We start from the raw sequence: 14,321 nt of genomic DNA on the forward strand, positions 1-14,321 counted from the left end.
GTCAGGCGCTGCCGGCGGGGGCACCGTTTGACAGATCGTGACTGATCGCCGCAGCCGTGGCCTTGAGTTCATCGAGATACATTTCCAGCGCGTTCGACAGCTTCATCGCGGCGATGAAGAAGACCATGGTCATGGCTGCCTCAAAATGGCCGTTGCGGAAGATGGGCACGGCAATCGACGAGGTTTTGCCAGGCGTCAGGTTGAAGTGGTTGCGGCCCTGTACGGCGTAACCCTGGGCTCGGATCCGTTCGACATCGAGGCTGATCTCGGCGGTGGCGAGGTAATTAAGGTCGATGTCTTGTGACACGCGCATGAAGCGAAGGATCATCTCGCGATCATCATCGGGGGCATAGGCCATCGAAACCTTGCCCGATGCACTGTCGAGGATCGGCAGGGTGAAGCCGGGGTAATAGTGCTCGAACGTCAGCGATGAATTGGCGTGAGTTGAATCGCGCAGCATCATTTGCCGGCCGACGCGGATCGCGACAGAGACTGGCCAGCCGACCTTCTTGGTCAGCGCAATGATGTGGGGGCGGGCAAGGCGGACGAGTTCGTCGTCATGCTGGAACCCAGTGGCCAGCGTCTGCACCAACGCCGTGGCGCGGTAGCGTTTGCGGGCGGGCTCCTGTTCGATCAGGCCTTCGTAAAGCAGGGTCTGCACGATGCGGCAGGCGGTGGGGTAGGGGACCTCGGCCGACTTGGCGATTTCCATCATCGACAGCGAGCCATGGCGGTTGATCGCCTTCAGGGCTGCAATCGACCGCGTGATCGAACGAATCGGAACGCCTTTTTCCACGTTGGACTCCCCTTGTGTCGGTTCAATGACAAGAGAGTGCCGTGTGAAGCGGCAAATTCCGATTTGAGCAATATTTTATCCGACAGTCGGATATATATCCTCACCAGCCGGGCACGACAACCTGTCTCACCGCCTTGCCCTGAGCGAGCTTGTCCATCAATTCGTTGATCTCCTCAAGCGGGCTTACTGACGTTAGCAAGCGCTCAACCGGCAGCTGGCCTGCACGCCAAAGCGCGATATAGCGCGGGATATCGCGCGCCGGGATCGACGATCCCATGTAGCTGCCCATCAGCGTCTTGCCATCAGCAACCAGCGACAGCGCGTTGATCGAAAGGTCCTCAGCGGGGTTGGGCAGTCCTACCGTGACGATACGTCCCCCGCGTCGCGCTGCCTTGTAAGCCGTGGCGAGGACACCTGCCTTGCCCACAGTCTCAATAACCACATCGGTCCCGGTGAGCATCGCTTCCTCGCCGGGAGCAACTGCAGCAGCGGCGCCCAGTTCCAAAGCCAGCGCGCGCTTTTCCGGCATCGGATCGACGGCATAGACCGGCTGAGCCCCTGCCGCGATTGCCCCCATCAGCGCGGCGAGGCCGACCCCGCCAAGGCCATAGACCAGCACGCTTTCGCCCGGCCGGACCTGCGCCGTGTTCATCACCGCGCCAACGCCGGTCAGCACCGCGCAACCGAACAGGGCGGCGGTTTCGGGCGGAATGTCGGGATCGATTTTCACCAGCGAGCGCCGGTCAACTACCGCCTGCGTGGCAAATGCCGAGACGCCGAGGTGGTGGTGAACCTGCGCGCCTTCGCAGCTCAATCGAGATCCGCCGCGCAGCAATTCGCCCTTGCCATTGGCGGCGGCAGCAGCGGCGCAGAGATAGCCTTCGCCTGAGAGACAGGCCGGGCACTGGCCGCAGGACGGCAGGAATACCAGCACGACGCGGTCCCCCACGGCAAGGCCGGGTTCCTCCGGATCGCCAAGCGCGAGCACGGTCGCCGCCGCTTCATGCCCCAGAGCCATCGGCATCGGGCGGGAGCGGTCGCCGTTGATCACCGAAAGGTCGGAATGGCAGACCCCGGCGGCATCAATCCGCACCAACACTTCGCCGGGCCTGGGATCAGCCAGGTCCAGCGCGCGGACCTCGATCGGCTTGCTTGCCGCGTAAGGCGCCGAATTTCCGCCGCTTTGTGACAGGACGGCAGCGGCAATCCGGGTCACTGGGCAGGGGTCCACTTCTTGTCAAAGGCCCAGACATCCTCGAACCCGATCAGTGAGCAGAACTCGTTGAAATCGAACAGGCCATCTGGCTGGCCAACGCCGTGGTCCTTCAGATCGCGCAGAACCTTCTCTATCGCCGCGCTGGCGGCAAGGCTGGTGAGCGAGGGGTAGATGGCATAGGCAAAGCCGATCTCGGCCAGCACGCTCGCCGGCGGCACAGGCGTCGCCCCATGGTTCGAACAGTTCACCATGATCGGCTTGTCGAACGTCTCGCAGACCTTGCGCATTTCCTCTTCGCTGGTCAGCGCCTCGGGGAACAGCACGTCGGCTCCGGCATTGGCATAGGCCTCGAGCCGGCGCAGCACGCCGTCCATGCCTTCCATCTGCCGCGCATCGGTGCGGGCAAGGACGACGAAGTCCCGGCTTTCCCGGGCGTCAACGGCAACGCGGATCTTCTCGGCCATGTCGGCTGCGGCGATGACGCGCTTGCCGGGGGTGTGGCCGCACTTCTTGGGGAATTCCTGATCCTCGAGCTGGATGGCGGTCACCCCGGCCGCTTCATAGCCTTTCACCGTGTGATGGACGTTGAGGAGGCCGCCATAGCCGGTGTCACCATCGGCGATGACGGCGGCATTGCTGGTCTTCACCAGCGTCGTCATGCGGTTCAGCATCTCGGTATAGGTCGCGATTCCCGCGTCCGGCAGGCCATAGGCCGAGGCCGTGAGCCAGTAACCGGTGCCGTAAACGAGATCGAACCCGACCTTGTTGGCAATCACTGCGGCAATCATGTCCTGCACGCCGGGGACGACGAAGAACTGCCCGGATTCGAGCTTTTCTCTGAAGATCGGGTTGGCCATGCTGCTTACTCGGCCGCCTCGGCGAAGTGCTGCCACTTTGGTGCCTGCGGGGCAGGGAGGCCCGTTTCCGCGAGGCAATTGGCGCGCAGGGTTTCAATGTCGGGTCCGTAGTTGAACACCGAGACATCGCCGCGCTTGGTGCGCATTTCGGTGCGCAGGGCATCGGTGGCTGCGGCATCAACTTCGCCGTCCTTCAGCACCACGCCATAGCGCAGCGCGCCCTTGGCGGTGACGAGACCCTGCTTGAGCTCCTTGGCCAGCAGCGCCGGATCGCGGTCAAGCGGATCGCCCCAGCCGCCACCGCCCCAGGTGATGAACTGCAACTGGTCGCCGGCCTCCACCTTATAGTCCTCGCACTTGTTGGGCAGCACGATCTCGGTGCCGTCAGTCTTGACCAGCACCTTGCGCGCCCGCGCACCCGGCTCGCCGCCATTGACGCCCCAGGGCGGCACGAACCAGCGGTCGTCATGGATCGCGATCACGCCGGGTTCGAGGAAGCGATAGACCATATTGATGCCATTGCCGCCGCGGTGCAAACCTGCGCCGCCGCTGTCCGCCACGGTTTCATAGCGTTCGATGACCAGCGGGAAATAACGCTCAAGGAATTCGTTCGGCACGTTGGTGAAGCCCGGCCACAGCGAGTGACCATCCGGCCCGTCGCCCAGAGGACGGCCCGGAATGCCGCCAAAGCCGATCTGGAACAGCTGGAACCACTTTCCGGTCTTATCGGTGCCTGCATAGAACAGGTGCGGTGAGGAACTGAATCCAGCGGCGTTAAGGAATTCCGGCGTCTTCTGGCCCAGCAGTCCGCCAAGGATGTCGAACAGGCGGCCCAGCACGTGGGTACGGCCCGAAAGCGCGGCGGGGAACTTCGGCTTGAGCAGCGATCCTTCGGGGATGCGCACGTCGATCAGGTCATAATAGCCATCGTTGAACAGGATCTGCGGATCGAAGACCATGATCATGTAGATGCCGAAGAACATGCGCATCATGTTCTCGTTGAGGAACATGTTGATCGAGGCCTGGCTTTGCGGATCGGTGCCGTCAAAATCGAGCACGACACGCCCGTTTTCGCGCCACATGGTGCACTTGATCTTGTAGGGGCCAAAGCCAAGGCCATCGTCGCAGACATAGTCTTCGAAGCTGACGTGTTCTTCGCTGACCGAGCTTTCGATCAGCTGCTTCATCGCGCGGAAATTGCGGTCGAGCAGCAGGTCGGTGGCCGAGGCGTAAACATCATCGCCAAAGCGTTCGCACATCTCGATTACGCGGCGGGCGGCCACGCGGCACGAGGCGATCAGCGCGTTGAGATCGGCCTTGCACCAGTCCGGCGTGCGGACCTGATGCATGACCAGCTTAATCAGGTCTTCGTTGTACTCGCCCTTCTTCCAGATCTTGACCGGCGGAATGCGCACGCCTTCCTGGAAGATCGAGGTGGCGTCGATCGGCATCGACCCGGGGACCTTGCCACCGATGTCGCTCTGATGGCCGAACATCGAGGTATAGGCGACAAGCCGGCCCTCGCGGAATACCGGCAGCAGGACCAGCCAGTCATTACAGTGGCTGATCGCGCCGCCGACCGAATAGGGATCCGACAGGAAGATCATGTCGCCGTCTTCGACCGTGCCATCGAACCCTTCGAGGAAGGGTCCGATGTAACTGCCGAACTGGCCGACGATCATCTTGCCTTTGGAATCGGCGATGAGCGGAAATGCGTCGCCCTGTTCGCGAATGCCCGGCGACATGGCGGTGCGCACCAAGGTGGCGTCCATTTCGATGCGCGCGTTGCGCAGGGCGTTTTCGATGACTTCCAGCGTAACCGGATCGACCGGGACCTTCTTGAAGGGCTCGCTGTTCGACTGGATAATGCGTGCAGGCATGGCTCTGGTCCTCAGCGCAGGTTGATCAGGATGTTGCCGGAAGCATCGACAATGCCGATGCAGTCCGCTTCGATAAGCGTGGTCGAGTCCATCTCGATAACGATGGCCGGACCTTCGATGCGGTCGTTTGCCCGCAGCAGCGCACGGTCATAGATCACCGCCGGACGCATCGCCCCATCGACCCATAATTCGTGGTCGCGCAGCTTGGCGGCGATGGGATCGCCATCACCTTCGGGCAACTTCGGCGCGGGCAGATTGAGCACAGGGCCGAGCGCGATGGCGCGCAGGTTCACCAGTTCATGCGGGCTGTCCATGTTGAAGGTGAACAGGCGCAAATGCTCTTCATTGAAGCGTGCGATGACCTCTTCCAGTCCGCCCGAGGCGAGATCTTCCGGAGTGACGACCAGCGGTACTTCGAAGGCCTGACCTTCATAACGAACGTCGATTTCAAAGACGCTGGTGATTGCCTCTGCGCCGACACCTTCGGCAGTCAGTTCGCTGCGGGTCTGGCCGTCCATTTCGCTGAGAACGGCCTGGACTTCGGCAAGACCGGTGGCGGAGAACCGGCGCGAGAAGCTGCGCGCGGTTTCGGTGCGCATGCGGGTGGTCACATCACCCAGCGCGCAGAGCACGCCGGGGGAGACCGGCGAGATTGCCGGCCACGATCCCATCAGACGGGCGACGGCGTTGACGTGGAGCGGCCCGGCCCCGCCAAAGCCCATCAGCGCGAAGTGGCGGGGGTCATAGCCCTGCTGCACCGAGATCATGCGCAGCGCACCGAACATGTTCTCATTGACGATATCGATGATGCCGCGCGCCGCTTCCATCAGTCCGATGCCCAGCTTGTCGGCGATCTTCTGGACGGCAGCCTTGGCGCCCTCGCGATCAAGGCGGAAAGTGCCGCCGAGTAGGTTCTCGGGCAGGTAGCCGAGCACCACGTTGGCATCGGTGACGGTCGGTTCAGTGCCGCCCTTTTGGTAAGCAACTGGTCCGGGAACGGCGCCCGCCGATTGCGGGCCAACACGCAGGGCGCCGGTCAATTCGGGGACATAGGCAATCGACCCGCCCCCCGCGCCCACCGTCTTCACGTCCAGCGCCGAGGCACGGACGGAGAGGTGGCCGACTTCGGTGGTGCGCACACGGCGCGCCTGCAGGTTTTCGATCAGCGCAACGTCGGTAGAAGTGCCGCCAACGTCGAGCGTCAGGATGTTGGGAATACCGGCATTGCGGCCCACCCAGATCGCGCCGGTGACGCCGCCGGCCGGGCCTGACATCAGCAGCGAAACCGGATGCTCCTCCGACTTTTCCGACGACATCAGCCCGCCGTCCGAGCGCAGCAGCGAGATATTGCCGGCCATGCCGCCCGAGCGCAGCCGTTCGCGCAGGTTGCTGATATATTTGCGCATCACGGGGCGCACTGCAGCGTTGGCAACCGTGGTCAGCGTACGTTCGTATTCCTGCATTTCAGGCAGGACGACATGGCTGAGTGATACCGGCACATCCGGCATGATCTCGGCCGCGAGTTCGCCGACCCGCGCTTCGTGCGCGCCGTTGAGATAGGCGTTCATCAACGAGACCGTGAGCGCCTGAACGCCCTGCGCCTTAAGGCTGCCAAGCGCGCTGCGGATATCGTCGTCATCAATCGGGCGCAGTTCGTTGCCGTGCGCGTCCATGCGGCCGGCAATCTCTACCGTGTCTTCCAGCCTGGCGAGCGGTTCGGGCTTGGGCCAGACGATCCAGCCGGCGAGGCCGCCGGGCACGAAGGAACGGGCGATCTGCATGACCTGCCGGTAGCCGTCGCTGGTGACGAGGCCGACGCGTGCGCCCTTGCCTTCGAGCACGGCATTGGTTGCAACCGTCGTGCCGTGCAGGAAGAATTCGATCTCCGCCGGTGTGATCCCGGCCTTGGCGCAGATCGCATCGACACCGGCCAGCACACCTTCGGAGCTGTCATGCGGGGTCGAGGGCGTCTTGTGCCGCCAGAATGCGGCGCTGCCCTGATCGAGCAACAAGAGGTCGGTGAATGTGCCGCCAACGTCGACACCCAGTCTGTAGGTCATGCTATCCCCAATTGGCTGTGCGGTTTCGGCCCGCCTTTATTTCACTGGCGACGGGGTAGCGCGGCGGGTTCCATCCGCGATGGTTTTCGGACAGACTTATCCGGCTGGCGAATTTTCGGGCTTGGCGTCTGACATGTCGGAAAGCGCGCGATAGTCCTCCTGCCGACAGATTAAGGGGAGAATTGCGGTGAGTTTCGATCTTGGGTCGCTCGGCCAGAGTAACCGCGAATTCCTGGCGCGCAGGGCCGGCGGTGAAGGCTTGCTGATCGGCAGTGCCTGGCGCAGCGCGGCAGGCGGCGCGACCTTTGCGACGCTGGATCCCGCCACCGGCATCGAAACCGGACGCATCGCAGCAGCCGGAGCAGCAGACGTGTCGGATGCAGTTGATGCCGCGCGCGCCGCGCTTCCCGGCTGGCGGGCTACGTTGCCGGTCGACCGCGCGCGGGTGCTCTGGGCCATTGCTGACATCCTCGAGCGCGAGATCGATGCGCTCGCAGAGTTGGAGACGCTCGATCAAGGCAAGCCGCTGTTCATCGGTCGCTGGGCCGAGATTCCCGGCGCAATCAACCAGTTCCGCTTCTTCGCCGGGCAAGCCATGGCGATCGAGGGCAACTCCATCGAAAGTTCGATCGGCTACCAGCCGGCGGGCAAGCAAATGCGCAGCTGGACCGTGCGCGAGGCGGTTGGCGTGGTCGCCGCCATCGTGCCGTGGAATTCGCCGCTGGTGCTCACCGCGATGAAGCTCGCCCCGGCACTGGCGGCTGGCTGCACAGTGGTTCTGAAGCCGGCGGAAGATACCTCGCTCACCGCGCTGCGCCTTGGCGAACTGCTGCTTGAGGCTGGGCTCCCGGCGGGCGTGGTCAATGTGGTCACCGGCACCGGCGCGGAAACCGGTGCGGCGCTGGCGGCCCATCCCGGTGTCGACAAGATTGCCTTCACGGGCTCCACCGCTACGGGCCGCGCCGTGCTCGATGCCGCCAAGACCAATTTCAAGCGCGTCACGCTGGAACTGGGCGGCAAGAGCCCGTCGATCGTCATGCCCGATGCCGATCTCTCGCTGGCGATTCCGGGTGTGGCCAATGCGATCTTCTTCAACGCCGGGCAGGTCTGCATCGCCGGATCGCGGCTCTATGTGCACCGCTCGATCCACGACGAGGTGGTTGAGGGCGTCGCTGCCTATGCAAAAGCCATGAAGTTGGGCCACGGCCTTTCGCCCGATTCGCAGATGGGGCCGCTGGTCTCGCAGCGTCAGGCGGAGCGTGTCGAAGGCTTCCTGATCCGCGCGAAGGGGGAGGGTGCGACTCTGCTTACCGGCGGCGAACGGTTCGGTGATGCCGGCACTTTCGTCTCGCCCACCGTGGTGGTTGATGTGAAGCCGGGAATGGAAATCGTTGAAGAAGAGGTCTTCGGGCCGGTCGTGGTGGCCCAGGCTTTCGACGATGCCGAGGAAGTCGTCGCAGCGGCCAATGACAGCCAGTACGGCCTTGCCGCAAGTGTCTGGACTGAAAGCCTTTCCACTGCACACCGCATGGCCGGAGACATCCGCGCCGGCACCGTGTGGATCAATTGCCACGCCATGTACGATGCCGCGCTGCCCATCGGCGGCGTGCGCCAGTCGGGCTGGGGACGTGACAGCGGTAAACAGGCGCTCGACAATTACCTTGAGTGGAAGACCATCTGCGCGGTGGTCTGATCTGCTGCATCCTATCCGCACAGCGGTAACAACGCGCCTGCAACCTCGCTAGCACGCCTGCGCTGGCCAGACTTGCGGTCAGCCCTTCCGGAGTAGCCCGCTGATGTTTGATCGCCGCAAATTTATCGCCTCGGGAATCGCTGCCGGCGCTGCCACCGGCCTGGCACCCGGAATGGCCTTCGCGGCTGAACGCAGCGATGTCGTTATCATCGGCGCGGGTCTTTCTGGCCTCAACGCTGCATCGATCCTGAAGGAGCAGGGGTACAAGGTGGTCGTGCTCGATGCCAACAACCGTATTGGCGGCCGGGTGCAAACGGTTGATACCGCCGATGGCAAGATCGACGTGGGTGCCAGCCAGATCGGGCGCGGTTATGCCCGTGTGCTCGATACCTGCCAGAAGCTCGGCCTGAAGTTGATCCCCGAAGACCGTGACCTGCTGACCTTCGGCAATCATTTTCGCGATACCTGGGTCGATAACAAGACCTGGGAATCCAACCCCCTTAACAAGACGGTCGGCGAAGAGCGCCTGATCCCGCCTATGATGATGGGTTCGACATTGGTGGGCAAATACAACCCGCTCAAGGAAGTCGATGAGTGGCTCGATCCGAAATACGCGGACTATGACATCTCGCTGCGCGAACTGATGCGCCGCAAGGGGCATAGTGATGCCGCGATCGACCTGGCCCAGTATTCGGCGCCGGGTATCAGTATCGACGCTACGTCGGTCCTGCGCATGTGGCAGGAAGACACCCGCGGCAAGATCGATCGCAAGCTCGCCGCCACCACCGCCGAGGGGCACAAGGACCACCCCTTTGGCGAGGCGAACGATCGCAACATGATCGATGGCCTTGCCATGATTTCCAATATCGAGGGCGGCTGCCAGAAACTGCCGCTGGGCATGGCGGCATGGCTTGGTGATGTGGTGCGGCTCAACAAGCGCGTGGCACGGATCGACATGACCAACCGCGCGGGCACCGTGCGCTGCACCGACGGCACCGAGTATTCCGCGCGGTTCATCGTGTCGGCCATTCCGTTCACGATGCTGCGCGATGTCGCGATCACCGGGCCGGGCGGGCTTTACCAGAGAAAGGCCATCGCCTCGATGCCCTATGCCAATACCGCGCGGCTCTACATGACGGTTGAAAAGCCGTTCTGGAAGGACGACGGCCTGCCCGCCTCATGGTCCAGCGACGGGCCGATTGGCATGTTCTGGGGCATCGACAATCACACTGGCGAGGGTCGCCACCGGGCTATGGTGGTCATGGTCGGGCAAGTCGCCGCCGCCATGGCATCGCGCGACCGGCCCGAAGCCGAAGCCTTCGTCATGGCCGAACTGGCCCGTCTGCGGCCGGCTTCGAAGGGCCTGATCCGGCTTGATACCTACAAGGATTGGGCGCGCGACCCGTTGCAGCGCGGCTGCGGCTTCAGTCTCGCCCCCGGCCATGTGAATGCCTATGCCCGGCGGATGAACGATCCCTGGGCGGTACTGCACTTCGCGGGCGAGCACACCCGGCGGCTCGACATCGGCATGGAATCGGCAATGGAAAGCGGCGAGCGCGCGGCTATCGAGATCGTGGGCCGCGGATGAGGCGCCTCGCGCTTCTTGCCGGTCTGGTGCTGGCGGTCTCTCCCGCCGCCGCCCAGACTTTGCCGCCGGACTATATGCTGCCGGGCAACTGGTCGCCCGCCGCTTCGCCGCTGCCGGCCGGGGCATCTAGATCCGTGAAGGCGCCGAAGGTCGATGTGTTCTACCTGCACCCGACCACCTTCCGCAGCCCTGATGGGCAAATGAATTCCGACCCGGCGGACGCCAAGGCCAACCAGTGGGTCGATGAAAGCGCCGTTGCGCGCCAGGGCAGTGCCTTCAACGGCTGCTGCCGGGTGTTTGCCCCGCGCTACCGGGCCGCATCGTACAATTCATTTGCCGATCCGGCGATGCAGAAGGCCGCTTTCGCGCTGGCCTACAGCGATGTCGAACGAGCCTTCGACCACTTCCTGAAACACCGCAGCAAGGGCCGGCCTTTCATCATCGCCGGCCACAGCCAGGGCGCGTTCCATGCCGCGACCTTGCTGGAAAAGCGGATCGAGGGAACGCCGCTGCAAAGGCGGCTGGTCGCGGCCTATATCATCGGCATCAACTTGTCCGAGGGTGATTTCGGGCGGCGCTTCAAGCAGGTCAAACCCTGCGAAACGCCCAGCCAGACAGGCTGCGTGGTGCAATGGGAGGCCATCCTTGCCGGTAGCGATTTGGCCACGGCGGCAAAACGCGCGCAGTCGACTTTCGTGAGCGCCTATGGCGACTTGCCGGGCAAGCAGACGATCTGCTCCAACCCGCTGACCTTCGACGCGCGCAAGCCTGCCGCTCCTGCCGCCGCTTCACTGGGCGCAGTTCCCGGCGAACCCGGTGCGGGCGCCATGCGTCCGCTGGTTCGGGGCAAAGTGGCCGCCCGCTGCGAACAGGGCCTGCTGGTGGTCGAGGTCGATCCGGCGCTTGATATGAAGCCGCTGCCCGGCGGCTCGATGCATTACCACGATGTCGGCCTGTTCTGGGCTGATGTGCGCGCCAATGCCGCGCGCCGCGCTGCCGTATTCCGGGCGGGCCGGTGAAGCGCTCCCTGCGCCGCACCGGTCTGGTGCTGCTGGTGCCGGTCCTCGGCCTCGGCGCCTTCATGATCGCTGCCCGCAGCGGCTGGCTGCGTCCGGACGATGGGGTTCTGCGGGCTGAATATGGCTTGCCGGGGTCGCAGTATGTCAAGGTTGGCAGCCAATCACTGCATCTGGTTGACGAAGGGAAGGGGCCGGCGGTCATGCTGGTTCATGGCTCCTACGGCTCCTTGCGGATGTGGCAGGATTGGGCCGAAGCGCTCAAGGACCGATACCGGGTGATTCGGTTCGACCGTCCGGGGATGGGGCTTAGCGGGCCGCATCCTGAAGCCCGCTACGATGGCACGGCTGAGGCCGAGCTGATCGCCAAGCTGGCTGATAAGCTGGGACTTGGCCGCTTCACCATCGTCGGCACATCGAGCAGCGGTGAAGGTGCAGCCCATTTCGCCGCGACCCGTCCTGAGCGGGTCGATGCGGTGATCCTCGCCAATATTGCCGCCGGTCCGCTGGTCATGCGGCCGCAGCAAAGGTCAGCCATGTTCCGTTTCGCCGCCGCCATCGATCCGTGGTTCAAGGGCTGGCACAGTCAGGCCTTGTGGCGCGGCGTGCTTGAGATGAACTATGCCGACAAAGCGCGCGTGACCCCCGAACTGGTCCGCGAATGGACCCAGCTCAATAATCGCACGCAAAGCTGGCCGCGCAAGCCGTGGCCGGGCGGCAAGCCCTTCGCCGGCACGCCCGCTGATCTGAAGGCAATCACAGTCCCCACGTTGCTCCTGTGGTCGGACAAAGACCCCGAAACCCCGGTCGAGGACGATGGTCAGCGGGCACTGGCGCTGCTGGCTTCGGCGGACAAGTCGCTCGTCGCGATTCCTGATTGCGGCCACATGATGCCGCAGGAATGCGGACCGGCGAGCGCGAAGGCGGCAGCTGCCTTTCTCGATCGGGTGATCGCGAAGTAGGACGCCTCAGCCCGCGTCCCCGCTGCCGAAGCGATCCTCTGCCGCCCGCTTCGCTTCATCAAGTTTGGCCTCGTCTAGGTCATAGCGCAGGATGAAAAAGGCGTTGATCGCATAGATCGCCGCCGGAATGACGGCAAAGCCCAGCTTGAGCGCCAGGACCGCGCTTTCCGGCTGCTCGACGATCTTGCCGCCGAATGTTGGGACATAGTGAAACGCCTTGAGGAACAGGCCTAGCACGGCGACGCCCAAGGCAAAGCTGGTCTTTTCGATAACTGCCACGGTGGAGGACAGCAGCCCCTCGCGGCCCTCGCCTGTGATGAAGCGGTCATAGGCCAGCGTATCGCCCAGCATCGAGATCGACATGAGGATGATCGCCCCCGATCCCGCGCCGCTCAGCAACCCGCGCGCGACGATGCCCATGGTGGTTATGTCACGCGTTGCCGTGAGCCATGACAGCGCGCCAAGGCAGAACAGGACAACCCCGCAGAGATAGGCAAAGCGCTTGCCCTTCTGCCGCCCGAGCCTCACCCACAGCGGCAGGCTGAGCGCCTGAACCACGTTCTGCGTCACCGCCAGAACGATCTGCCCCCGGTAACCCACTTCCAGCACGTTCAGCAGGTAGAGTACCCCGCAAGACGCGATCGAGGCGAAGGCGAGGAACTGGAACACCTTGGCCCCCAGCAGCATCATGTAAGGCCGGTTGGCCACGATCGCGCGCAGCTGACCAAGCGTCGGCATGTGTTTGCCCGCGCGGGGCGGGGCATTGCCAGTGACCGGCACGGCCAGCGCGGTCGCGGTCATGGCCCCGCCGATGATCAGTGCCATGACCAGACCCATCGTCGCATAGCCTGCTGCCCCGCCGCCGCCCCGCTCGATCAGCGCGGCAGTCCCGGCCATCGACAGCAATTGCCCGATCGAAACGAACAGCGTGCGCCACGAAAGCAGGCGTGTGCGGTCATGGAACCCGTCGGTCAGTTCGGCCGGGAGCGCCATATAGGGCACGTTGAACAGCGAATAGGCGAGGCTGTAGAGCAGCAATGCCGCGACCATGTAGGCCATGACTGCGCCCTGGCTCAGTTCTGGCGGGGAGAAGATCATCAGGAAGCTTGCTGCCGAGAGAATGCCGCCCGCCAGCAGCCACGGTTTGCGACGGCCCCAGCGTGACCGGGTGCGGTCGCTCAGTGTGCCGACGGCCACATCGATCAGCGCGTCGAACAGCTTGGAAGCCATCAGCAGGAAGCCAGAGATTTCTGGCGATTGGCCCATCACGGTCGACATGAAGGCCGGGTAATAGGCCGTCACAGCGTTGAGCATGATCGACACGCCTACCGTGCCCACGCTGAAGCCGATGCAGGTCTTCAGGCTCAAGCGCTCGGTCATGGTGTTTCCTTCAGAAAGCGGACGATGGCTTCGGCTTTGGGGGTGTCGCCGGCAGGCAGGGCGGCATCGCGGCCATCGGCCAGCAATTCGAGCGCGCGGGCGACCGAGGCGTTGAGCAGGGCCAGCTCATTCTCGGGCCGAAGCAGCAGGACGGGCGCGGTGATGGCCGGCATCCGCTCGAACGAGCGGTAGCGGAAGGCGGCGATGTAGGGCAGCGGATAGGTGCCCAGCGCTTTGAGCACGTCGAGCGTGATCCGGTGCAGCACCTCGGGCGGCGGCATGACTCCGCCCAGCCGGGTTTCGGGCGACTTGCGGAAATGCGGGAAGTACAGCGCCTGATCGCGGCAGAAGTTGAACGCCCAGATCAGATGGCGGCCGTATTCGTCAGGCTCCACGGTGGGGGCGTAATTGGCGATGACTTCCTCGCGGAATTCGTCGGGATATTCGGTGATCCCGTCGAGCACTACGCGGCGGATCATGCCGGGGTGGGCAGCAGCAAGTTCGCAGGCGATCCGCGCGCCGGTGTGGGTGCCATAAACGTCGACGCGGTCATGCCCGAGCGCTGCACAAAGCCGAGCGATTGATCCGGCGAAATAGGGAATGTCGGGGTCTGTGATTTTGGGCGTAGGTGAGTCCCCGTTACCCAGCGTGTCGGGCGCAATGATCTCGCCGTCATGGCCCGCCGCCCGCAGCGCGAGCATCAGCCCTTGCATGAACCACGAAGACGCTGGCGAGGCATGGAGCATCACCAGCGGCGTTCCCGGTCCGCTGGCGGGCAGGCACCGCAAATGGAGTTGGCCTTCGTCCAGCCGTACGAAGGCCCGTTCGATCTCTGCGCTGCTCGCACTATCGCTCATGGTTGGAGGCTACCCA

11 protein-coding genes are annotated in these 14,321 nt (G+C 63.9%); 4 read left to right on the top strand and 7 right to left on the bottom strand.

Annotation, left to right across the window (positions count from 1 at the left end; translation table 11 throughout):
- Window position 1: 1 nt before the first annotated feature.
- The 5 genes from WG900_RS07630 to WG900_RS07650 form a co-directional block, all read right to left on the bottom strand.
- Complete coding sequence (locus tag WG900_RS07630) at window positions 2-796, bottom strand: IclR family transcriptional regulator (RefSeq protein WP_339966064.1); 795 nt, start codon at window positions 794-796, stop codon at window positions 2-4.
- A gap of 100 nt (window positions 797-896) precedes the next feature.
- On the bottom strand, window positions 897-2,012 hold the full coding sequence (locus WG900_RS07635) for a zinc-binding dehydrogenase (RefSeq protein WP_339966067.1): 1,116 nt from the start codon (window positions 2,010-2,012) through the stop codon (window positions 897-899).
- Window positions 2,009-2,869, bottom strand: coding sequence for an isocitrate lyase/PEP mutase family protein (locus WG900_RS07640; RefSeq protein WP_339966069.1), 861 nt, complete (start codon window positions 2,867-2,869; stop codon window positions 2,009-2,011). The genes WG900_RS07635 and WG900_RS07640 overlap by 4 nt, the downstream gene beginning before the upstream one ends.
- Before the next feature lie 5 nt (window positions 2,870-2,874).
- Complete coding sequence (locus tag WG900_RS07645; RefSeq protein ID WP_339966070.1) at window positions 2,875-4,749, bottom strand: hydantoinase B/oxoprolinase family protein; 1,875 nt, start codon at window positions 4,747-4,749, stop codon at window positions 2,875-2,877.
- Window positions 4,750-4,760: 11 nt separating this feature from the next.
- Window positions 4,761-6,809 (bottom strand): hydantoinase/oxoprolinase family protein, encoded by a 2,049-nt coding sequence (locus WG900_RS07650; RefSeq protein WP_339966072.1) that lies wholly within the window; start codon window positions 6,807-6,809, stop codon window positions 4,761-4,763.
- 187 nt (window positions 6,810-6,996) lie between these two features.
- Here WG900_RS07650 and WG900_RS07655 point away from each other — a divergent pair, with 187 nt between their 5' ends.
- The 4 genes from WG900_RS07655 (at window position 6,997) to WG900_RS07670 (ending at window position 12,068) form a co-directional block, all read left to right on the top strand.
- Entirely contained in the window at window positions 6,997-8,502 is a 1,506-nt protein-coding gene (locus WG900_RS07655; RefSeq protein WP_339966075.1) for an aldehyde dehydrogenase family protein, read from the top strand.
- Window positions 8,503-8,605: 103 nt separating this feature from the next.
- A complete protein-coding gene (locus tag WG900_RS07660) occupies window positions 8,606-10,090 on the top strand; it encodes a flavin monoamine oxidase family protein (protein ID WP_339966077.1) in 1,485 nt (494 codons plus the stop codon).
- Window positions 10,087-11,109, top strand: a complete 1,023-nt coding sequence (locus tag WG900_RS07665) for a DUF3089 domain-containing protein (protein ID WP_339966078.1) — start codon at window positions 10,087-10,089, stop codon at window positions 11,107-11,109. Before WG900_RS07660 ends, WG900_RS07665 begins: the two co-directional genes overlap by 4 nt.
- A complete protein-coding gene (locus WG900_RS07670) occupies window positions 11,106-12,068 on the top strand; it encodes an alpha/beta fold hydrolase (protein ID WP_339966080.1) in 963 nt (320 codons plus the stop codon). The genes WG900_RS07665 and WG900_RS07670 overlap by 4 nt, the downstream gene beginning before the upstream one ends.
- A 6-nt stretch (window positions 12,069-12,074) precedes the next feature.
- Here the strand turns inward: WG900_RS07670 and WG900_RS07675 are convergent, their stop codons facing one another.
- Window positions 12,075-13,448: an MFS transporter gene (locus WG900_RS07675; protein ID WP_339966081.1), complete on the bottom strand. Its 1,374-nt coding sequence runs from the start codon at window positions 13,446-13,448 to the stop codon at window positions 12,075-12,077.
- Complete coding sequence (locus WG900_RS07680) at window positions 13,445-14,305, bottom strand: alpha/beta fold hydrolase (protein ID WP_339966083.1); 861 nt, start codon at window positions 14,303-14,305, stop codon at window positions 13,445-13,447. Before WG900_RS07680 ends, WG900_RS07675 begins: the two co-directional genes overlap by 4 nt.
- Window positions 14,306-14,321: the final 16 nt, after the last annotated feature.

This window comes from Novosphingobium aquae, from assembly GCF_037572715.1.
GTDB lineage: Bacteria > Pseudomonadota > Alphaproteobacteria > Sphingomonadales > Sphingomonadaceae > Novosphingobium > Novosphingobium aquae.